Genomic DNA, 21,713 nt, shown 5'->3' with positions numbered 1-21,713 from the left:
TTTCCCCTTTAATTGTTATTATTTGAAACTTCTCAAAAAGTGTTCGTTAATTTGTTGGTCAAACACTTTCATTAACAAGAAGCTTCAGATTGCAAAAATAAGATTAATAATTTTATTTTATTTAGTTCTTATGCAAACCCTTGCTAAGCCTAAGCTAGAGCGGTGATTTGCTTAACTTCGATATCTACACTACCACAGTATTTTGAATTAGAAACCCCTAAATTGAAATTTTTTTCATTTATTTCAGTTATTTCGTCTATTTTTTAACCAAAAACACTGTGAGTGCCTGATTTTAACTAGCAACAGACCACTTTTCAGGCGATTCTAACAATGCTAATTCAAGTACTTCGTCGATCCATTTTACTGGGTGAATTGATAAATCAGCCTTCACATTATCCGGAATTTCTTTCAAATCACGCTCATTATCTTTCGGAATAACGACTGTTTTAATGCCACCGCGGTGTGCCGCAAGAAGCTTTTCTTTTAAGCCACCAATGGCTAAAACTTCACCACGAAGAGTAATTTCACCTGTCATTGCCACATCGGCTTTAACAGGATTACCCGTTAAACTAGACACTAAGGCTGTACACATGCCGATACCAGCACTAGGTCCATCTTTTGGTGTTGCACCTTCAGGAACATGAACATGAATATCGCGTTTTTCATTAAAATCGCTATTGATACGCAAACCTTCAGTACGAGAACGAACAACCGTCATTGCCGCTTGAATAGATTCTTGCATCACTTCACCTAACGAGCCGGTAAAACTTAATTTACCTTTACCAGGTACTGAAGCTGCTTCAATGGTTAGTAATTCACCACCGACTTCTGTCCAAGCAAGTCCAGTGACTTGACCAATGCGATTCTCATCTTCAGCCTTACCATAGTCAAAACGCTGTACACCAAGGTACTTTTCAAGGTTTTCTTGGCTAATGGTAACTTTCTTGATGTCATCATTAAGTAAAATTTCTTTCACTGCTTTACGACATAACTTAGAAATTTCACGCTCAAGGGAGCGCACACCCGCTTCACGAGTGTAATATCGAATGATGCCAATGATTGCGCTATCTTCAATTTCAATTTCTTTTTCTTTCAAGCCATTGCGTTTAATTTGCTTATTCAACAAATGACGAGTGGCAATATTAAGTTTTTCATCTTCGGTATAACCCGATAGACGAATTACTTCCATTCTGTCTAATAATGGACCTGGAATGTTCATACTATTCGACGTTGCCACAAACATAACATCAGACAAGTCGTAATCAACTTCCAGGTAGTGGTCGTTAAACGCGCTATTTTGTTCTGGATCTAATACTTCTAATAATGCTGATGCAGGGTCGCCGCGCATATCAGATGCCATTTTATCAATTTCATCCAATAGGAATAACGGGTTTTTCACTTCCGCTTTTGCCATTTTTTGAACTAATTTACCAGGCATAGAACCAATATAGGTACGACGATGGCCACGAATTTCCGCTTCATCACGCACACCACCAAGAGCCATACGAACATATTTACGACCAGTCGCTTTAGCAATTGATTGTCCAAGAGACGTTTTACCAACACCTGGAGGACCAACTAAACAAAGAATTGGGCCTTTCAATTGAGTAACACGTTGTTGCACCGCTAGATATTCAATAATACGTTCTTTGACTTTTTCTAAGCCATAGTGATCTTGCTCAAGCACGTCTTCAGCAAGTTTTAAATTGCGTTTAAGCTTGCTACGTTTTTTCCACGGTACTGAAATCATCCAATCGATGTAGCTGCGCACTACGGTAGCTTCAGCTGACATCGGAGACATCATTTTTAATTTTTGCAGTTCTGCTTGAGTTTTTTCTTTCGCTTCAGCAGGCATTTGAGCTTCTTCAATTTTCTTAACTAATTGCTCTGCTTCATCTGGAACGTCATCCATATCACCAAGCTCTTTTTGAATTGCTTTCATTTGCTCATTCAAATAGTACTCGCGTTGGCTTTTTTCCATTTGTTTTTTGACACGGCCACGGATCTTCTTCTCAACTTGCAATACGTCTATTTCACCTTCCATCAATGCCATTAAATATTCTAAACGCTGTCCAACATTAGTGATCTCTAATACATGTTGCTTGTCTGCCAGCTTAAGTGGCATATGTGCTGCCATAGTATCGGCAAGCTGCTCTGCATTATCAATACCAGACACAGAAGTTAATACTTCCGGAGGGATTTTTTTGTTTAGTTTTACATAACCTTCAAACTGAGAAACTGCGCTGCGAACTAACACTTCGTAGTTATCATCCTCTTCTTGTTCGGCTTGCAAGTACTCGATATTTGCAATGAAGTATTCTTCAGTTTCTGTAAATTCTTTTACACTTGCTCGCTGCATACCTTCAACCAACACTTTAACTGTGCCGTCCGGTAATTTGAGCATTTGTAAAATTGTAGCCACAGTACCTACTTCAAATAAGTCTTCTGCTTGCGGCTCATCAATGCCCGCATCTTTTTGCGCAACCAAGAAAACGCGTTTATCGTTTTCCATTGCACGATCTAAACAACGAATAGATTTTTCTCTACCAACAAATAACGGAATAACCATTTGTGGATAGACCACAACATCTCGCAGTGCTAACACTGGGGTTTCAAATTGTCCTGTATGCTCTGTAGTCATAGGAAGTTCTCTTGGAAAATGGTGAGTAACAACCAAACTCTGAGTTCTAATTATTCTTAGTTATCAGCAGTTCAGTTATCAAAAAAATAAGTGCTTAATTGAGTATATGGGGATATCAGTTTGATATTCAATATCTAATTGTAAATATTCTTTAGGAAAAGTAATTTTTCAGTGCAATTAGCTTTCAACAAAAAATATTGCAGTCGACAAATAAAAAGACCAGCGTTTAAGCTGGTCTTTAGCAAGGGTTATGAATCTACTTTTCGTTAACTTTCTTATCTTCTGGTGATTCGAAGATAATAATTGGTTTAGATTCACCTTTAATCACAGCTTCATCAACAACCACTTTACAGGCATCCGTTAATGACGGTAATTCGTACATAGTATCAAGCAATACACCTTCAACGATCGAACGTAAACCACGAGCTCCTGTCTTACGAACCATGGCTTTATTGGCAATCGCTTTAAGGGCATCTTCTCTAAACTCTAACTCAACACCTTCCATATCGAATAATGCGGTAAACTGCTTAGTTAACGCATTTTTCGGTTCTTGCAATATTTGGATAAGTGCGTCTTCATCAAGTTCTGTTAATGTCGCAACAACAGGTAATCGACCAATAAACTCTGGTATTAAACCATATTTCACTAAATCTTCTGGTTCAACATTTTGGAAGTTTTCAGTCAAAGACTTCTTCGCATCGCTGTCTTTTACTTTTTGTCCAAAACCAATACCAGTGCCGGTGATCATTCGTTGTTCAACCACTTTATCAAGTCCAGCAAACGCTCCACCACAGATAAATAAAATCTTAGAAGTATCAACTTGCAAAAACTCTTGCTGTGGATGTTTACGGCCACCTTGTGGCGGCACAGATGCTATTGTACCTTCAACTAACTTCAGTAATGCTTGTTGTACGCCTTCACCAGAAACATCTCGAGTAATCGAAGGGTTGTCTGACTTGCGAGAGATCTTATCGATCTCATCGATGTAAACGATACCACGCTGCGCTTTCTCTACATCGTAATCACATTTTTGTAGAAGTTTTTGAATAATATTTTCAACATCTTCACCAACATAACCGGCTTCGGTTAATGTAGTCGCATCAGCCATTGTGTACGGCACATCCAACATACGAGCCATAGTTTCAGCTAATAATGTTTTACCTGAACCTGTTGGTCCAATTAACAAGATGTTTGACTTACCTAGTTCAACACCATTATGGCTATCACCATTGCGTAAACGCTTATAGTGATTGTAAACCGCTACCGCGAGCACTTTCTTGGCGTGGGTTTGGCCGATAACGTAATCTTCTAAATTATCGCGAATTTCTTTAGGTGTCGGTAGCTCATCTGCTTCCGCTTTCGGCGAAATATCTTTAATCTCTTCGCGAATAATATCATTGCAAAGCTCAACACACTCATCACATACATAAACAGAAGGACCCGCAATCAGTTTTCTAACTTCATGTTGGCTCTTTCCACAAAACGAGCAATACAATAACTTTTCGTTATCACCGCTACCTTTTATATCGTCGGTCATACGGTTTTTACCTCAATCTAAACAGTTTGCCTGCTGGCAAAAAATAAAACTTCTAATACTAAGTATTTCACAAATTACGCATTTCACAATAAAGATAACAAAGCCAAGGCTTCTTGGCTTAGCTGTTCAATGGTAATCGTTACTACTATCTATTAGTTAATATGGAGTCAACTAATCCATAATCAACCGCTTCTTGTGCACTTAAGAAGTTATCGCGATCGGTATCTTTAGCTACTTTCTTATAATCTTGACCAGTATGCTCTGCCATTAATCGATTTAACTTCTCTTTAATAGACAGGATTTCTTTCGCATGAATTTCAAAATCAGATGCTTGACCTTGGAATCCACCTAAAGGCTGGTGAATCATTACACGTGCATTTGGTAAACAAAAACGTTTACCCTTTTCGCCAGCAGATAACAGGAAAGCGCCCATACTTGCCGCTTGGCCCATACATACAGTACTAACGTTTGGTTTAATAAAACGCATGGTATCGTATATCGCCATGCCTGCGGTAACGCTACCACCTGGCGAGTTGATATATAGGAAAATATCTTTTTCTGGAGATTCCGACTCAAGGAACAATAATTGCGCAACAATTAAGTTGGCCATGTGCTCTTCTACTTGACCACACAAAAAGATCACTCGCTCTTTCAACAAACGAGAATAAATATCATATGAGCGTTCGCCCTTCGCTGTTTGTTCAACAACCATAGGTACTAACGCATTTTCGATCGGAGAATTGTTATTAGAATTAAACAAAGAATTTACCCTTAAAAAATAAAAATGGCTTATATGTATTCATATAAGCCATTTAAGCTATTGCTAGAGACAATGTCAATGCAAAAGACGTTTAAAGCTGTTATTTATACTAAGCAGCGCAAATATTTAAAGTTTTACGCTGAAAGGCATTAATTAACCTTGTGGGTTCATGATGTCTTTAAATTTAGTCTTTTTGTTTTTAACAGTCGCTTTTTCAAGAACTAATTCAATCGCTTGCTCTTCAAGTGCAACATTTTGCATTTGTTGAAGCATTTCTTGGTTACCCATGTAGTAATCTACAACTTCTTGAGGATCTTCATATGCAGATGCAGCTGTTTCGATTAGAGACTTAACTTTCGCGTCATCAACTTTAAGTTCGTTAGTTTTAATAACTTCACCTAATAACAAGCCAACTTTAACACGACGTTCAGCTTGTTCTTGGAACATTTCAGCTGGAAGTTGTGGCATGTTCTTCGGGTCCATTTGACCACCGAAACGTTGCATTGCTTGTTGACGTAAAACATCAATTTCTTGAGAAACTAGCGCTTGCGGAGCGTGTACTTCGTTAGCAGCAACTAATCCTTCAAGAACTTGTTCTTTAACCTTAGCTTTAACAGCTTGCTCTAATTCGCGTTCCATGTTCTTTTGAACTTCAACACGTAAAGCTTCAACACCGCCTTCTTCTACACCAAACTTAGTTGCGAATTCGTCATCAATTTCAGGAACAATTGGACCTTCAGTTTTGTGAACAACGATATCGAACTCAGCATCTTTACCTTTAAGGTTTTCTGCATGGTAATCTTCAGGGAAAGTCACAGTGATTGTTTTCTCTTCACCAACTTTCATACCTGTGATTTCTTTTTCGAAACCTGGGATCATGCGACCTGAACCAAGTTCAAGTTCGAAAGCTTCCGCTTTACCACCTTCAAATTCTTCACCGTCAACACGGCCATTGAAATCGATAGTTAGCTTGTCGCCTTTCTTAGTTTTACGCTTGTTTTCTTTCCAAGTTTTGTGTTGGTTTTGTAACGTAACAAACATCTCATCAAGATCTTTCTCAGTTACTTCAACCGCTGGCTTTTCAACTTTAATTGTTTCAAGACCGGCTAATTCAACTTCTGGGTAGATTTCAAACGTTGCGCTGAACGCTAATTCTTTACCTTCTTCATTGCTAGTAGCAACGAACGCTGGACGACCTGCAGGGTTTAATTTCTCAGCCATGATAGCTTCAACGAAATGACGTTGCATTAATTCACCAGCAACTTCTTGACGTACAGATGCGCCGTGAAGTTTTTTGATATGAGAAATTGGTGCTTTACCTGGACGGAAGCCATTGATTCTCTGTGTTTTTGCGATTTGACGCAGACGGTTTCTTACTTCTACATCTACTGTTTCGGCTGGAACAGTAATAGAAACTTTACGTTCTAAGCCTTGAGTAGTCTCAACTGAAACTTGCATTTTTATACCTCAAATTACGGCGTTTTACGCCTATTAATGCATCTCTATTTTCACTAGTAAACTGATGCTTACCGTCGTTGTAAAACAAACTAAATTTGTCTTACGTAGAAAAAGCTATAAAAACTCTTTCTTAAAAAGATGTTCTAACGTCTATAAAATATAGACTTGATTAAAATGTGACGCGGAATTATAGCGGTGCAATGCGATGCTGTAAACACCTATCTAATAAGTAATGACTTTACTTTAATATCAAACGACTCGTTTAAGCCAAAGCCCTACTATCAACAGTCTTCGTAGACTTATCTACAGTGACAATTGATATCATTTATATACAATCACTTAGCAAACTATATTCGCTTTCAGCGATAGATATATGGACGCTTATTCAAAAAACAAGCGTAAAGCTAATAAATATTAATTATTTTGTAACGCTGAACATTGGATTTAAAGAAATACCAAGATGAGAACTAACTTTACTGAAAAAAGAATTGAATCTGTTCGTGATGCAAGATGTATTCAGGAAGATTTTTAGATATAGGAAAAACAAAGAGAAAAGTGGTCGCTAATTCAATATGCCAAGATGAGAACTAATTTTGTTGAAAAATGAATTGAATCTGTTCGTGATGCAAGATGTATTCAGGAAGATTTTTAGATATAGGATAAAAAAAGAAAAGTGGTCGGTGATGCAAGATGTATTCAGTACATCCTGTACTTCACCCTTCGGGCGCACTACGTGCGTGAAAAATTGTTCCATACAATTTTTTTAAACTTGCTTCGCAAGTTCGAATAATGAAATAAGTAATTTAGGAAGATTTTTAGATATAGGAAAAACAAAGAAAAGTGGTCGGTGATGCAAGATTCGAACTTGCGACCCCTTGGACCCAAACCAAGTGCGCTACCAAGCTGCGCTAATCACCGATACATGACCAATTCTTCAGGAAGAAGAAGTGGGGTGGCTAATGGGATTTGAACCCACGACAACCGGAATCACAATCCGGGGCTCTACCAACTGAGCTATAGCCACCACTGTCTACTTAACACTTAAGAGGTACGAATTTAACTCCGCTCCTTCAAGTGGTGCGTATATTAATGATGTGCTGTTTACCTGTCAACACTAAGCAGGTAATTAATTGTAATAAACTTAAATAAATTTGCTGTTTGCCTATTTTGTGTCCAAGACTTGCTTTATTCGATGATAATTTGCGGCAATTAAGAGCAAAAAAAACCAGTAAGCTAAGCTTACTGGTTTTTCACACTATCAAAGTTTACTTATAAAGCAGAATTTGTCCTACTGATTTATCTTTGCTTTGCGATGTTACTCTTATTTTTAAGCCATAACTTGTTAAAGCTCGTCCTGCATCAGGAATATCACTACTGATAAACGAAGCGCTATCATCAAATACGGGATTACGTTTGGTGAAATTATCACGTAAAGTGAAACCGTAATCAGATAAATCTAGAAACATCTTTTCAGACTTATCTAAACCAAATGCTGCATCGTGAATTTGGTAACGTGTAGACGCTACACCTTTATCACTCCATATATTGGAATGACGATCTGCATCAACTACACCTAAGAAACCATCACCTGGGTGAACACCAACCCAGTTGTCTGTATAATTGTCGTCCACATACCATATTAATAATCCTTCATCATACTTCATGTTTTCGCCAGCGATATTGATATTACTAAGCCCTCTATCAATACCTTGATGTGTTCTCCACTCAGCTAAATAATAGTGAGAGGTGTAACTCATACCACTATCAACGTTAAAACCATCAAAAGCAAAAAAGTTCTCATCAACGTCTGCATTAGCCATTGCCAATGTACCTAGGTCTGACTCAACGACAAAATCGTCTACATAAAGGCCAGGGTTAGACACATAACCATCAGTTTCATACAAAAAAATTAACGTCACTGAAGAAGCGCCAGCATACGTTGTTAGCTCAATTTCAACGTCAACCCAACCGTTTGAATTTCCGGTAATGCCGTTACCTCTATTTTGTGCGTTAGGATTGTCATTTGTCGATACAGATGTTGGTAACATCCCAACGAAACCGCCATTAACAAATGCGTAAACATAGGCATAATCCCAATCGGTTTCGATATCATACCAAGCTTTAAATTTAGCCGTTGCAGTGTTTGTACCCGTTAAGTCTGCGGTTCCGATCATACGATTAAACAAACTATCGCCAGAACCACTAAAGTAAGCATACTCACCACTGGTTGGTACTGCGATGACTTTTTCTTTTGGCGGCAAATCAATGCGCACTGCATCGTTGTTCTTACCTTTACTAACTGCTTGGTCAATTAATGCTGTAACACCTTCGCTATCAATATCATCAATATGAATGGTTGCACCATGCATCCAGTTTCCACCTAAGCTTGCTTGTAACTCTTGTTTTGCCCATGCACTAAAACCAGTTGGCTCAGTACCACCGAGACGTCCAGCCCACGTACCTGATGCCATAAGAGACCAACTTGAAACAGGCTCTCCTCGCCCAGAATATTCAGTATCGTACTCATCCGGTAAACCTAAATCATGACCATATTCATGACTGATAACGCCTACCGCACTATCAGCTGGATTTACTGTATAGTCAAACGCACCCATAGCGCCTAATTGTAAAGGATCTGCTTCAGGTGTTGTGCCAGCAATTGCAAAAGGAGCGCCTAAATTCCAACGGTGAGCCCAAATAGCATCCTCACCTAATTGACCGCCCCCAGCTTCTTCACCAACACTAGAATGGAAAACCATAACATGATCAACCAATCCATCCGGTTCCCAATAGTTACCGTCATTATCCAAGTCATATCTATCTTCAATATCAAAATCTTCAAGAGTAACGCTAGGATCCGCAGCTGCAGCCATTAATGCCTCTTTAACCAAAGATTGAATATCTCCATCGACATTGTTGCCATAAAACGCGGCTGGTTTTGATGCCATATACCAACCCGCTACTGAACCTTCAACAGAATAACTGTCACCAGATTGCTTTTCATAATACATTTTCATTGAATTGGCTAAGTGGCCGTTTGGCGCTGTCCAGCCGTTTTCACTAAATAATATTTCAGCATAATGAGCTGGATTATAATCCTCATAGTACATACCCGTTTCGCCAGGTGTTATCGAGTTGTGCGGAAAATCAGGGAACTCCATTAAGATAGCGAGTATTTTGGCAGTACGTTTATCACCGTCGTACTCTTCTAGCACAACATTTTTTGGGGCTTTTTTCTTGGCTTGACCCAATTTATTTCCTTTGCCATTTTGCAAACTACGATTAACCGATGAGTTTTTCGATTTCATCTTACTTGCAAAAGAAAAATCTACATTGCCAGCTCTTTTACGCTCCGTTTGTTGGCGCTCTTTTAAATAGCTTTTCAATGCATTTTCAGCATCATTTATTGAAGCATCTTTTGAAATTTTGCCAGAATCACGCAGCATTTCTATTAATTTAAATTCATTCGCCACAGCTAAGTCAAAAGCGCCATGTTGTTCTTGCGGAGAGTGTTTTGCAGCAAAAGCGCTGCACGAAAGACCTACTAGCGTGAGCGCCAGTAACTTTTGTTTCAACATATTAAACCTCTTTGAATTGTTATTTATTTATTTTTATTTACCTAAATTGGGACTTAGGATTTTAAGGAACAAAAGCGAGTGTAGAGGAGGATTTTTAGTCTTTCAAATAACGCATTTTTTTACATTTCTGGCAAAAAAACTGACTTAATTATTTAATTACAATTACTTAAAACACTTAATTGTACAGCTGTAAAATTACAATTAACTGCAACATTATTGTAACGATAGCTTTACAAAAATATTACAAGACATATATAAATAGCTGATTAGTAAGTATTTAATTTTTTTAACTTAGAACTAGAATAAATTTTATTTTTTTGAAATAGAGCTAGAACAAATTTAATTTTTTAAATTAATTTCGTTCGATGTTTAATTTTGAATTGAATATGAGTTTTGCTTAACGCAATGTAAATCAAGGAAAAGGAAATGGCACGCCCTAAAGGATTCGAACCTTTGACCCACGCCTTAGAAGGGCGTTGCTCTATCCAGCTGAGCTAAGGGCGCAAAATTACCTTAATCAGGCTATCCTAACTTTAACCAAAATTAAAGTTAAAATTTAAGAAAGTAAGAATTGATTTGAGAAATCAACTTGTATTTAACTTTCTAAGTATTAAGAAGTGGTCGGTGATGCAAGATTAAAACTTGCGACCCGTTTGAATGTTAGTACCCAAACCATTGGTTTGATTGTTCAGCATTCAACACTCTTAATTTATATTTAAATATCAAGAAGTGGTCGGTGATGCAAGATTTAAATTTGCGACCCGATTGAATGTAAGTACCCAAACCATTGGTTTGATTGTTCAGCATTCAACACTCTTAATTTATATTTAAATATCAAGAAGTGGTCGGTGATGCAAGATTCGAACTTGCGACCCCTTGGACCCAAACCAAGTGCGCTACCAAGCTGCGCTAATCACCGATACATTCCTAATTATTGAAACACTATGTGCGTCAACGGAAGCGCATATTACCTATGTGCTGATGTGCCGTCAAACACTTTTTCAAAAATAATATGCGTTCGCTTATTTTTAAAGCGATTTAGTCATTCTAATTTTGAAATTAATCGTTATTTCAACTTTATAACTATAGAGACAATTTACAAAATATGACAAAATAGCGGCACTTTTTTATCGGAAGAATTTTAACTACCATGACTGCACAATTAATTGATGGCAAAGCCATCGCCCAACAAATACGAAACAATGTAAAAGAAAAGGTTGCTAAGCGCCTAAGTGAAGGCAAACGCGCACCAGGTTTAGCTGTTGTTTTAGTGGGTCAAGATGCAGCTTCTCAGGTATACGTTGGTAGTAAGCGCAAAGCATGTGAAGAAGTTGGTTTTGTTTCTAAGTCTTATGATATGCCTGCGGATACTACACAACAGCAATTATTCGACCTAATCGACCAGCTAAATAACGATAATGAAATCGATGGTATTTTAGTACAATTACCTTTACCTGAAGGTTTAGATGCTAACTTAATTATCGAACACATTAATCCACTTAAAGATGTTGATGGCTTCCACCCTTTTAATGTTGGTAAATTAACACTGCGCCAACCAGGCCTTCGCCCATGTACACCAAAAGGTATTATGACCTTAATTGAATCTACCGGTGTAAAGCCTCATGGCTTAGAAGCAGTAATTGTTGGCGCTTCAAATATTGTCGGTCGCCCAATGACGTTAGAGCTTTTATTGGCCGGTTGTACGACAACCACCACGCATCGCTTTACTAAAGATTTAGAATCTCGCATTCGCCAAGCTGACCTTGTTGTTGTTGCAGTCGGTAAACCGGCGTTTATACCTGGCGATTGGATTAAGCCTGGTGCAATTGTGATCGATGTTGGTATTAATCGATTAGACACCGGTAAACTAGTGGGTGACGTTGAATTTGATGTAGCAAAAGAAAGAGCATCATTTATTACTCCTGTACCAGGTGGTGTTGGCCCGATGACGGTCGCAAGCTTAATTGAAAATACCTTAATTGCTTGTGAAGACTTCCACGATTATTAATCGCTAATTGACCTGTGATAAGCCGTAAGTTCATTACCATAATCAATATAATTTAGAGGCGCTTTCGGGCGCCTTTTATGTTATTAAAATACACATTTATCGAGCAAATATTTTGCCTCTACTTAAAAAAATACAATTAAGTAATATTAAATAATAAAAAGCACTTTCGAGTATTAACTCTATATGTTAGTTTATTGTTAACTAAACCCTTAATTACTCGCCAATTAAAGAGACTTCGCTATGGCCCAAACATCGCTTCACAAAGATAAAATAAAAATATTGCTACTTGAAGGTGTGCATCAATCTGCCCTTGAAGTACTTAAATCAAATGGCTATAGCAATATTGAATACCTTACCGGTTCAATTTCGGATGACGAATTGAAAGTAAAAATTGCCAACGTACACTTTGTCGGTATTCGTTCAAGAACTCAATTAACTGAAGATGTATTAAAGCATGCGAATAAATTGGCAGCGATAGGTTGCTTTTGTATTGGTACTAACCAAGTTGATTTAGACCAAGCTCAAATCCGTGGTATTCCAGTATTTAACGCGCCATTTTCAAATACTCGCTCTGTTGCAGAATTAGTATTAGGTGAAATCTTATTGTTATTACGTGGCATTCCTGAGAAAAGTGCGAAAGCTCACCGAGGTGTATGGTTAAAGTCTGCCGCAGGCTCAGTTGAAGCTCGTGGTAAAACATTAGGTATTATCGGTTATGGTCATATAGGTATGCAGCTAGGTATTATGGCTGAACATATTGGCATGACAGTTAATTTCTATGACATTGAAACTAAGCTACCCCTAGGAAATGCCAACCAAGTAAACAGTCTAACTGAATTACTTGCCACTTCTGATGTGGTATCACTGCATGTACCTGAGACTGTAGAAACACAAAACATGATCGCTAAAGCTGAATTTGATGCCATTAAAAAAGGTGCCATATTTATCAATGCATCGCGCGGAACAGTGGTTGATATTGACGCTTTAGCAAACGCTCTTGAAAATAAAACCGTTGCTGGTGCAGCGATCGATGTGTTCCCGGTTGAGCCAAAAACCAACGACGATGAATTCATTTCACCGCTAAGAGGTTTTGATAATGTGATACTGACACCACACATTGGTGGCAGCACAAAAGAAGCACAAGAAAATATTGGCCGTGAAGTTGCAGGAAAAATTGCAAAATACTCTGATAATGGCTCGACATTATCTGCCGTGAACTTCCCTGAAGTGTCATTGCCAGCACATACCAATCGCAGTCGTTTATTGCATATTCATAAAAACTTACCGGGTATTTTGACGCAAATTAACCAAACCTTTGCTGAGCGACAAATAAACATCGCAGCGCAATATCTTCAAACCAAAGGCGATGTTGGTTTTGTGGTGATTGACGTCGAAGCAAATGATAGTGAAGCAGCACTTAGACATTTAAAAGAGATTGATGGTACGATTAGAGCTCGTTTAATTCACTAGTATAAATATTGTAGATGAATGGATTCCCACTACTTGTTTTAACAAGCTATAAAGCAAAAAATACGATGTTCGGGTTGTTGGTTGCATGTTTATCAATTATAAACTTTGCAACACAACCCGTTTTTGCTGAAATGGTCTCCACAGATAACTCACTTATTACCAGCCAGCAAATCGACAGTTTATTACTAAAAGCCCATAAACTGCGTAGTGTTAACGCTGTCACATATAAAAATTTAGTAGACAATCTTACCGAACTAAAACCGCAGTTTAATCAAAACCAATTAAATAGCTATCAACACTTACTGGCAATTCAAAGAGCGGTAGAGGGCAAGTATCAACAAGCGATTCAATTACTATTAGAAGCTCAACAATCAGAAGTCACCGCCATCCGATTTGAGGCCACAAGAACCCTAGTCAGCGTTCATTCATTGTTAGGTGAATTTAAAAACGCGGGGCTTAATGTTAGTAAATTAATTGCTGAAATAGACGAGATTGAATCACAGTCAGCCAAAAATGACGCCTATGACGATATAGCTAACTTCTATCAACGAATCGGTGAAGATCAAATTGCACTATCGTATTTACAGTTAACAGATACGACAGACTCGTCACTAAGATCGCGCTGTAATATAAGAGGTAAATCACTTCAAATTAAAAGTCAGCTAAGAGATTACCAGCTAAGTTTTGAAGACTTAGAACAGATAATAAAAGACTGTGATACAGATGAGAAACAAACTCATATACTTTACGATATCATTTTGTTTTCTGAAAAAATGCTAGGCGCAGATCAAAATCAGCAAATCATAGATTATGGTGAAAAATACTTACCTAGGGTAAAACAAGTTAATCACCCTAATTTATCTGTTATTTATTATTCGGTGCTTGCCGAAGCCTATTTAGCGATACGTGCAACTGACAAAGCAAAAACATATGCTGAGGCCGCTCTAGCGTTGCCGCTATCAAGTAAGTTTCACAGAAGTTTAACTAATGTATACCGAGTTTTGTCAGAAGTTGAATATAGCGAAATGAATTACCCACAATCACTAGCTTATTTAAATGAATATCAAATTCGGTTAGAACATCTATTTGAACTCGATCAGCTCAAAGAAGTTGCTCGAGAACAAATAAACCATATCAACATCAATCAGCAAAACCAAAAGCAAAAGTTAGAGAATTTGTTGCAATCTAATATAGAGCAAAGAATTCGAACAGCGAAAAGTAATTTACAAAAACAACAGGAGGTTGAACAGGGTGAACTAGTCTATGCTGCTTTGTTTGGCATAATCGTTATTGCTGTTGCCGTTATTTTCTATTTGCGTCATCGTCAAATGTTGACACATAATAAGCAATTTCATGATCCGTTAACAAAGTTAAAAAATCGCAGCAAAACCATGGAAGTACTTGCGACAACCATATATCAAGCTCAGCATCAGAATTCGGTACTCAGTTTAATGATTATAAAACTACATAATGCCGGCAGATTTCATCACAAATATGGTTTTGCAGTTGGTGATGAAGTACTGAAAAACATCGCTAATATATTAGCTGAAGAAACCAAAGAACTTGCAGAAGTTGGTCAAATTGGTGCCAATGAATTTGCTCTAATCTTTTATCAGAAAAATAGCCAACAGGTTATCCACCATGCACGCTCTATTAGCACTAAAACTGAAGACATGGTTAGAGCATTAAAAATTGACGTAACAGATTTAAAATTGGATATTGGCATCAGTGATTCAATGCTAAGTAGCTTATCACCTAAAGTATTAATGCGTGATAGCAGTAATGCTCTAATGCAAGCGAAAAACACAACTAAAGCTACGCAAGCAAGTAATATCGTTATTTATTCGAAGCACAATGAAACTCAGCCACAGCCTGAAAATGAACAGTTGAAGTACTCATATGACGAGTAATTTTTTAAGACGATTATTGATGACTTTATATTGGGTTTTAAAATTAACTTTATGGCCAACACTTGCGCTAAAACTAGCGCTACGACGAAAAGTTATAATCACTTTAGGTATGCTTTGTATCACAGCACAAAGTTCATTGGCGGCCCAAGATAATCAAATATTTAGTACTCGTGAAAATCAGCAGTTAATAGATAAAGCGATTACTCTTAAAAGTTCTGATTTAGCACAATCCTCGCAAATTATTAGTATCTTAAAATCGAGAACGAGCCGTTTATCAAAAGTACAGAATCAACAGTTAAACTATCTGATCGCCTATCAATATTCAATGAAGGGGCAATACGATAATGCAATTTTATACCATCGAAAAAACCTCAATTCAATCGACCCTAGCATCCGTATAAAAGCCAACAATAACATATTATTTATTGAGGCATTACTCGGAAATTATGACCAAAGCATTGCGTATCTCGAGCCAATTTTTCAAATATTGAATAATGAAACATTAAATACCCGTGATCTTTACGAAACATATAACACGCTGGCGTACTTCTATTTAAATATTGATGCACCGGCGGAGGCTTTAACTAAGTTAAATGATATTGAACTATTAGATCTTGCCTCTATATCAAATCGAGATCTATGTTTCACTTATACGCAAAAAGCCAACGCGCTATTGGCTCTAGAAAAACTATCAACAACAGATCCTTTAATCGCAAAAGGGTTAAAGCATTGCGGCTTAAGTAACGAAAGCAACCTTTACTTACAACTAATCGTAGCCATTGCAGAAAAGCATATCTTGGACCAACAATATAAACAGGCTGAAGTGCTTTTGTTAGACCATATTCAAATGGTAGACGAGCTAAGTTATCCTTTAGACAAATTAATTTTTTATGCAAAGCTTGCTAATGCGCAGCAGTCTTTAAACAAACTTAACAAAGCTAAATCTTCTATCACTAAAGCGTTAAGTTATAAAGATGATTCGGGTTCACCTCGTGAGCTTTTAATTGCCTATGAAATTGCTCATAAAATTGCTCAGCAGCAAAATGACACATTAGAAACAATAAATGCATTGCGTCAGAAATTAACTTTGGTAAAAATTCATAACCAGAACATTCGACTAAAAACCGTCGCTTATAATAAAATGCAATCAAAAATTTCATCACTTGAGGTTGAATTACAAGAAACGCAACAATTCATAAACCAAGAAGTAAAACGACAACAACACCAACAAATGATGACGCAAAAGTTTGAATCATTCATTATCGGGGGAGTTATTTATATTAGCTTTTTGGTGATATTTATCGTGATTCTAATTAAAGTAATTTATGACAGCATTAGAAAAATCCAAGCCATTGAGCAAGAAATAAAATTTGATAGCAATACCAAACTATTATTACGACCGTACTTCTTAAATTTATGCCAAGAAAACATTGATAAACTAACCGCTGAACAAGGTAGTTACGCTCTGTTGGTTTTCAATATTGACGATTTACGAAGATTAAATGAGACACACGGAGATGACCGCTGTAATCGATTAATCGAAACTATACTTTCCACAAGCGAACTTCACTTTCCAAAAGGTACTATCACAGGCAACTTAAATGGCGGCGAATATGCCCTGTTTGTACCTTATGTTTACACCCAGAAAGTAGAAGAAAACTTGGCAGGTTATCAGCAAGAAATTGTCGAGATTGGCAAAAAGCAAATCAACAGTTTATACACGCTTACGATCAGTTTTGGTATTGCTGACAATGTTGTTGAAAACACAATAAACATCGAACGACTAGTTAAGCAAGCGGAGTTGGCTCTTGGAAAGCAAAAACAAGAAAAAAAAGAAAATCGTATATCCTAAAATTAGTAACGCTAACCTTCGAGTAAAACTACGAAAAAAAACCAGCAAAAAAAGCTGCAATCAAAGTTGATAACAGGCAACAATTGGCTATAGTTATTTATTACAATTTAAATAGTCGCATAAAGTAGCTTTGGATAGCTTTAACTAGCAGTAGCAGATAACCTATTAGTAAATAAATTAATATGCAATGCTCTGGCTAAATGGCGGCAATAAACCAGATTACCTATGGGAAATAGTTTTAACATGGATCGTTTTCTTCAGTGAGACATCAGCATAATTTAAAACGTGTTATGCATTTAATCACATTGCTAATATCATTTGCGATGCACTGCGCTTTTGCCGAAGAAACTGTGCCATCGACTAAAGATATTGCATTAAAAACAACGAATAGTTTTACTAAAAATCTGCCTACGCGAATAATAAGCAGCAATAAACTAGACAATAAACTAGACAGTAAAACAATAGATGAACTTCTAGCAATGGCCTTTCAACCTATCTCCAATGGAGTAGAAGGCGAAAATATTCAACTTATTGAACTTGAACGTTACCTAGAGCCCCATAAAACACAATTTACTGCGCTTCAGAATGATAAATTTGAATATCTAGTTGGTATAAATTTGTTTTATAAAAACTCTTTTGAACGAGCAAAAAAAAGTTTAATCATTACCAAACAATCTAAAGATATCGAAACACGTTTTTATGCGAATTTAGCCATTGTTCGTTTATCCGCTATTTACCATGACTATGATTCACTACTTGTTTCAATTGACGATCTATTAGCGGAGTTTGATCAAGTCACATCTATAGATTTAAAAAACTCAGCACTTAATGTCATTGCCAACTTTTACCAAAACATTGGTGAAGATGAACTCGCGTTAACTTTTCTGTCGCTGCGCAATAATAGCCAGACAAATGCAATTGATCTATGCCTATATCACAGTCAAAAATTTCAAATTGATATTAACATTTTTCCAAATCAGGTAGATAGCCAAGGATTTAAAAGGGTCATCGACGAATGTAGCGATGTCAATCAACATCTCGCCATACTGTATACCGTCGGTGAGTATTCAACACATTTAATCAACAATTCAGATGCACAAGGCGCTATAGACTTATTGACTCAATATTTTAAACAAGTAGAGTCACTTAATCAGACAACATTAGACATTATATTCCATTCAAATTTAGCTAAAGCAAACTATCAAATCGGTCATTATGCAAAGGCAAAATATTTTTCAGACGAAGCAATTAACACCCCTATCAACATAGTCACTAATCGTTGGATGCTCAGTGTTTATGACATTTTGTCTAAATTATCTTATGACCAAGGCGATAAGACAGGTGCCCTATCCTATTTAAAAATGTATCATCAAAATATGCTTTCTCAAGCACAACTTTCGAGTCGAGAAAACATCGCCAGAGCACAAATAAAACATGCAAATATTGGCCAGCAAAAACAAAAACTACAAATGGCTAATTTACTCAATGAAAAAGTAAATACTCGTATACAAAACTATGGCGAAAATCACCATTATCAGCATCTAATACAGATAGATAGTTACATCTATGGCTCACTCATATTAATCATTCTTTTATTGGTTGCGCTGATATTTTATGTCCGTCACTTGCAGGTTATTTCTGGCTTAAAAAAACAGCTCGATCCAATCACAAAACTCAACAATAGAACACGAACCATGGATTTATTTTCATCCATAATCTACAAAGCACAGAAGCAGCACTCACTGGTAAGTATGGTGATTATAGATATTGATCATTTTAGAGCGATAAACAAAAAATACGGTATTAAAACTGGTGATATGCTGCTGTACAAAACAGCACAAATGATAGAAGAACTAGCTTCGTCGGGATGTTGTATTGGTAGAATTGGCGCCAATGAATTCGCTGTTATTTATAATCAAAAGACAAAACACAAAATTGAACAATTAAGTGATGACATTCGCAAGCAAAGCAAATTAATTGCAAGTAGCTTACTTATTAAGGAAACGGATTTTAACGTGAGTATTGGGTTTACTGACTCATCAACTAGCAACCTTACTCTTAAAAGCTTATTGACTGATAGTTCTCTAGCACTGCGCTGTGCTAAATCATCGAAAACTCAAAAGGTTGTTAATTTTGATAAATCGATGCAACTAAAATCAAAAGATATAATTGATAAATCGTCATTAAAGTATGTCTATGAATAATATTAAATCACTGATAATAAAATTTAAATTATGCTCTTTGACGCTAGCTTTTGGCGTTATGTTTTATACAGTATCATTAACTGCTCATGCGCAAAGTAGTTCATTATCGTCGAGCGAACTGATTGAATACGCTCATAAGATAAAAAGCAGTAACTTACATGAGTCGCAGCAAATCATTAGCATTCTGAAATCAAGATTGACACGTTTATCGACTTCGCAAAGAGAACAATTGAATTATTTAATTGGTTATAATTCTGCTCTGAACGGAGACTTTATTAAGGCAATATATCACCACAACAAAAACACTACGTCTAGAAACATAAATTACAACATTGTCGCCTTGAACAATATTTTATATCTAGAAACCAAACTGGAAAACTATCGAAAAAGTAGTAATTATATCGAGCCGATAATGTCATTACTTAACAATGAATTACTCGAACAAAAAGTTAAGTATGATACCTTGTCTACCCTTGCCTGGTATTATAATCAGCTAGGCGATTATCCGCAGGCGTTGCAAAATTTAAACGAACTCGACACTATCGATAGAAATTCATTATCTTCCAGAGATTTGTGTTTCACCATATCGCAAAAATTAAATACATTGTTCGCCCTAAACGAAATTAGTATTAAAAGCTCATTTGTCGAAGAAGCAAAAAACTATTGCCTGAAAAGTGGCGAACAGATAATACACAGCCAAATCATTATTGATGTAGCAACAGAGTTAATCGAACTAGAAAAATTTTCACAAGCAAATAAACTGTTATTGGATCATCAACAACAACTAGAGACGACCAACTTTTCTCTAAATAATTTGAAATTTTATAGTGCTCTAGCGACGACTTTTTATCACCTCGGCGATCTCTCCACTGCCACTGTATATGTTGATAAAGCTATACTTAATAAAGAGCAACACCCGAACAATGCTGCGCTATTAAACGCGTATCGTATTGCCCATAACATTGCCAATAAATTTGACAATACTGAAGCAAAGATAAGTACCCTGCGTCAGCAAATATTATTAGAGCATAAAATAACAAATATTTGGCGTGAAAAGTCTGTAGCCCTTAATAAAATCAAATTCAAATTGAACACCCTGGAAAATGAATTAAGAGAATATCAACAATCAATCGTTCAAGAAAATAAGCATTCGAAGTTTCAACAAAACATTTCGCAAAAATTAGAAAACTTTGTTGTCGGCGGCCGTATATACCAAGGATTACTGACGCTATGTATATTATTTTTATTAAAAATGCTCTATAACAATTGGCGCCTAAAACGCTCTATTGAAGAACAATTATGCTTTGACGATGCCACTAAAGTGATGCAACGAAATCATTTCTTAGAATGCTGTCAAAAAGAGATTGCAAGAGGTCAAATAATAGCGACGAACTACGCATTAGTCATATTGAATATTGATAATTTAAGAAATGTCAATGAGCTGCAAGGAAACGACCGCTGTGACCGGTTAATCAGGCTTATTATTGATTTAAGTAATGAACATTTGCCAATCGATGTAATTAAAGGACGTTTAGGTGGCGATGAATTTGGCTTTCTAATCCCCAATAAAGATATTAAAAGAACGATGAATCTTGTCGAAAACTACCGTTATGCAATTAACGTATTAGACACTAAAAATATTAGCTACCAATTTGATGTTTCAGCCAGTTTTGGGGTTAGTGATACTACAACCAGTGGCTATGATATTAAACAGTTGTTCAATGACTCTGAACAAGCACTAGTGACAGCCAAACAGCAGAATAAAAATTGCGTCATTCGATACCAGACAAAGCTTCAATTAGTATAAAGTGTAGGAGATTATTTGCGCTTTAGCGCTATTCAGCCATATAACTTTGCAGGATGATAACAGCCGATTGGCAATCAATATTATCCTTTTGTAGGTTTCGATAACCGCCTCGCTCAAACAATTCAGCTTTAGCGTCGGCGGTGGTTAACCGCTCATCTTGCATATCTACATGAATAGAAAATTTAGCAGACATTCGATTGCCAAATTTACGAGCACGCTTAGTTAGCAACTGCTCACTACCATCCATATTAAGCGGTAAACCTACCACTAATAAGTCGGGTTCCCACTCTCTAATTATGGTTTCAATATTATCCCAATTTGGGACTCCATCTTTTGCTTTTACTGACCTCACCGGGGACGCACTTCCGGTTATTTCTTGACCAACAGCTACGCCAATGTATTTGGTGCCAAAATCAAACCCTAATATAGTACGCATCCCTTTGTCTTTTGACGATTTGGCCATGTTTATATCTGTATCCCTATACCGT

13 protein-coding genes and 4 tRNA genes are annotated in these 21,713 nt (G+C 36.8%); 6 read left to right on the top strand and 11 right to left on the bottom strand.

The genetic code is table 11. The features are described from left to right. Window positions 1–292 precede the first annotated feature (292 nt). The 10 genes from lon to LT090_RS04750 form a co-directional block, all read right to left on the bottom strand. Window positions 293–2,641 carry an endopeptidase La gene (gene lon / locus LT090_RS04790; RefSeq protein WP_068546783.1) on the bottom strand — a complete coding sequence of 783 codons (2,349 nt, stop codon included), beginning with the start codon at window positions 2,639–2,641 and terminating at the stop codon, window positions 293–295. A gap of 256 nt (window positions 2,642–2,897) precedes the next feature. Further along, window positions 2,898–4,178: an ATP-dependent protease ATP-binding subunit ClpX gene (clpX, locus tag LT090_RS04785; RefSeq protein ID WP_068546782.1), complete on the bottom strand. Its 1,281-nt coding sequence runs from the start codon at window positions 4,176–4,178 to the stop codon at window positions 2,898–2,900. A 145-nt stretch (window positions 4,179–4,323) separates the two neighbouring features. After that, window positions 4,324–4,911 carry an ATP-dependent Clp endopeptidase proteolytic subunit ClpP gene (gene clpP / locus LT090_RS04780; RefSeq protein ID WP_226996555.1) on the bottom strand — a complete coding sequence of 196 codons (588 nt, stop codon included), beginning with the start codon at window positions 4,909–4,911 and terminating at the stop codon, window positions 4,324–4,326. 180 nt (window positions 4,912–5,091) lie between these two features. Continuing rightward, window positions 5,092–6,396: a trigger factor gene (gene tig, locus LT090_RS04775; protein ID WP_068546781.1), complete on the bottom strand. Its 1,305-nt coding sequence runs from the start codon at window positions 6,394–6,396 to the stop codon at window positions 5,092–5,094. A gap of 841 nt (window positions 6,397–7,237) precedes the next feature. Next, window positions 7,238–7,314, bottom strand: a tRNA-Pro gene (locus LT090_RS04770). Window positions 7,315–7,344: 30 nt separating this feature from the next. After that, window positions 7,345–7,420, bottom strand: a tRNA-His gene (locus LT090_RS04765). 241 nt (window positions 7,421–7,661) lie between these two features. Beyond that, window positions 7,662–9,974: an immune inhibitor A domain-containing protein gene (locus tag LT090_RS04760; protein ID WP_068546780.1), complete on the bottom strand. Its 2,313-nt coding sequence runs from the start codon at window positions 9,972–9,974 to the stop codon at window positions 7,662–7,664. Between the two features lie 427 nt (window positions 9,975–10,401). Further along, window positions 10,402–10,478: transfer RNA gene (locus LT090_RS04755), tRNA-Arg, on the bottom strand. A gap of 156 nt (window positions 10,479–10,634) precedes the next feature. Then, window positions 10,635–10,781 carry a hypothetical protein gene (locus tag LT090_RS17135; RefSeq protein ID WP_157726637.1) on the bottom strand — a complete coding sequence of 49 codons (147 nt, stop codon included), beginning with the start codon at window positions 10,779–10,781 and terminating at the stop codon, window positions 10,635–10,637. A 35-nt stretch (window positions 10,782–10,816) separates the two neighbouring features. Continuing rightward, window positions 10,817–10,893: transfer RNA gene (locus LT090_RS04750), tRNA-Pro, on the bottom strand. Window positions 10,894–11,124: 231 nt separating this feature from the next. On the opposite strand from LT090_RS04750, the gene folD reads away from it, so the two are divergent. From folD to LT090_RS04720, 6 genes are all read left to right on the top strand, one after another. Further along, window positions 11,125–11,982 carry a bifunctional methylenetetrahydrofolate dehydrogenase/methenyltetrahydrofolate cyclohydrolase FolD gene (folD, locus tag LT090_RS04745; protein ID WP_068546779.1) on the top strand — a complete coding sequence of 286 codons (858 nt, stop codon included), beginning with the start codon at window positions 11,125–11,127 and terminating at the stop codon, window positions 11,980–11,982. Window positions 11,983–12,222: 240 nt separating this feature from the next. Continuing rightward, window positions 12,223–13,452 (top strand): phosphoglycerate dehydrogenase, encoded by a 1,230-nt coding sequence (gene serA / locus LT090_RS04740; protein WP_068546778.1) that lies wholly within the window; start codon window positions 12,223–12,225, stop codon window positions 13,450–13,452. Window positions 13,453–13,466: 14 nt separating this feature from the next. Beyond that, on the top strand, window positions 13,467–15,362 hold the full coding sequence (locus tag LT090_RS04735; protein WP_068546777.1) for a GGDEF domain-containing protein: 1,896 nt from the start codon (window positions 13,467–13,469) through the stop codon (window positions 15,360–15,362). After that, window positions 15,352–17,214 (top strand): GGDEF domain-containing protein, encoded by a 1,863-nt coding sequence (locus LT090_RS04730; protein WP_070795891.1) that lies wholly within the window; start codon window positions 15,352–15,354, stop codon window positions 17,212–17,214. Before LT090_RS04735 ends, LT090_RS04730 begins: the two co-directional genes overlap by 11 nt. A 260-nt stretch (window positions 17,215–17,474) precedes the next feature. Next, window positions 17,475–19,418 carry a GGDEF domain-containing protein gene (locus tag LT090_RS04725; protein WP_070795888.1) on the top strand — a complete coding sequence of 648 codons (1,944 nt, stop codon included), beginning with the start codon at window positions 17,475–17,477 and terminating at the stop codon, window positions 19,416–19,418. Next, on the top strand, window positions 19,411–21,225 hold the full coding sequence (locus LT090_RS04720; RefSeq protein WP_068546774.1) for a GGDEF domain-containing protein: 1,815 nt from the start codon (window positions 19,411–19,413) through the stop codon (window positions 21,223–21,225). Before LT090_RS04725 ends, LT090_RS04720 begins: the two co-directional genes overlap by 8 nt. Window positions 21,226–21,253: 28 nt before the next feature. Here LT090_RS04720 and ruvX read toward each other — a convergent pair whose 3' ends face one another. Beyond that, window positions 21,254–21,688, bottom strand: a complete 435-nt coding sequence (gene ruvX, locus LT090_RS04715; protein ID WP_068546773.1) for a Holliday junction resolvase RuvX — start codon at window positions 21,686–21,688, stop codon at window positions 21,254–21,256. Between the last annotated feature and the right edge of the window lie 25 nt (window positions 21,689–21,713).

This window comes from Thalassotalea crassostreae (genome assembly GCF_001831495.1).
GTDB classification, from domain to species: Bacteria; Pseudomonadota; Gammaproteobacteria; order Enterobacterales; family Alteromonadaceae; genus Thalassotalea_A; species Thalassotalea_A crassostreae.
The sequence above is the reverse complement of the archived record's forward strand: the minus strand, read 5'-3'. Positions and strand labels throughout refer to the sequence as shown.

What these genes read in the sequence shown, in the direction of transcription:
- ruvX (WP_068546773.1), bottom strand. Translation starts at nt 21,688, where the DNA reads ATGGCCAAATCGTCAAAAGACAAAGGGATGCGTACTATATTAGGGTTT.
- LT090_RS04735 (WP_068546777.1), top strand. Translation starts at nt 13,467, where the DNA reads ATGAATGGATTCCCACTACTTGTTTTAACAAGCTATAAAGCAAAAAAT.
- lon (WP_068546783.1), bottom strand. Translation starts at nt 2,641, where the DNA reads ATGACTACAGAGCATACAGGACAATTTGAAACCCCAGTGTTAGCACTG.
- LT090_RS04730 (WP_070795891.1), top strand. Translation starts at nt 15,352, where the DNA reads ATGACGAGTAATTTTTTAAGACGATTATTGATGACTTTATATTGGGTT.
- LT090_RS17135 (WP_157726637.1), bottom strand. Translation starts at nt 10,781, where the DNA reads ATGCTGAACAATCAAACCAATGGTTTGGGTACTTACATTCAATCGGGT.
- tig (WP_068546781.1), bottom strand. Translation starts at nt 6,396, where the DNA reads ATGCAAGTTTCAGTTGAGACTACTCAAGGCTTAGAACGTAAAGTTTCT.
- folD (WP_068546779.1), top strand. Translation starts at nt 11,125, where the DNA reads ATGACTGCACAATTAATTGATGGCAAAGCCATCGCCCAACAAATACGA.
- LT090_RS04720 (WP_068546774.1), top strand. Translation starts at nt 19,411, where the DNA reads ATGAATAATATTAAATCACTGATAATAAAATTTAAATTATGCTCTTTG.
- clpX (WP_068546782.1), bottom strand. Translation starts at nt 4,178, where the DNA reads ATGACCGACGATATAAAAGGTAGCGGTGATAACGAAAAGTTATTGTAT.
- serA (WP_068546778.1), top strand. Translation starts at nt 12,223, where the DNA reads ATGGCCCAAACATCGCTTCACAAAGATAAAATAAAAATATTGCTACTT.
- LT090_RS04760 (WP_068546780.1), bottom strand. Translation starts at nt 9,974, where the DNA reads ATGTTGAAACAAAAGTTACTGGCGCTCACGCTAGTAGGTCTTTCGTGC.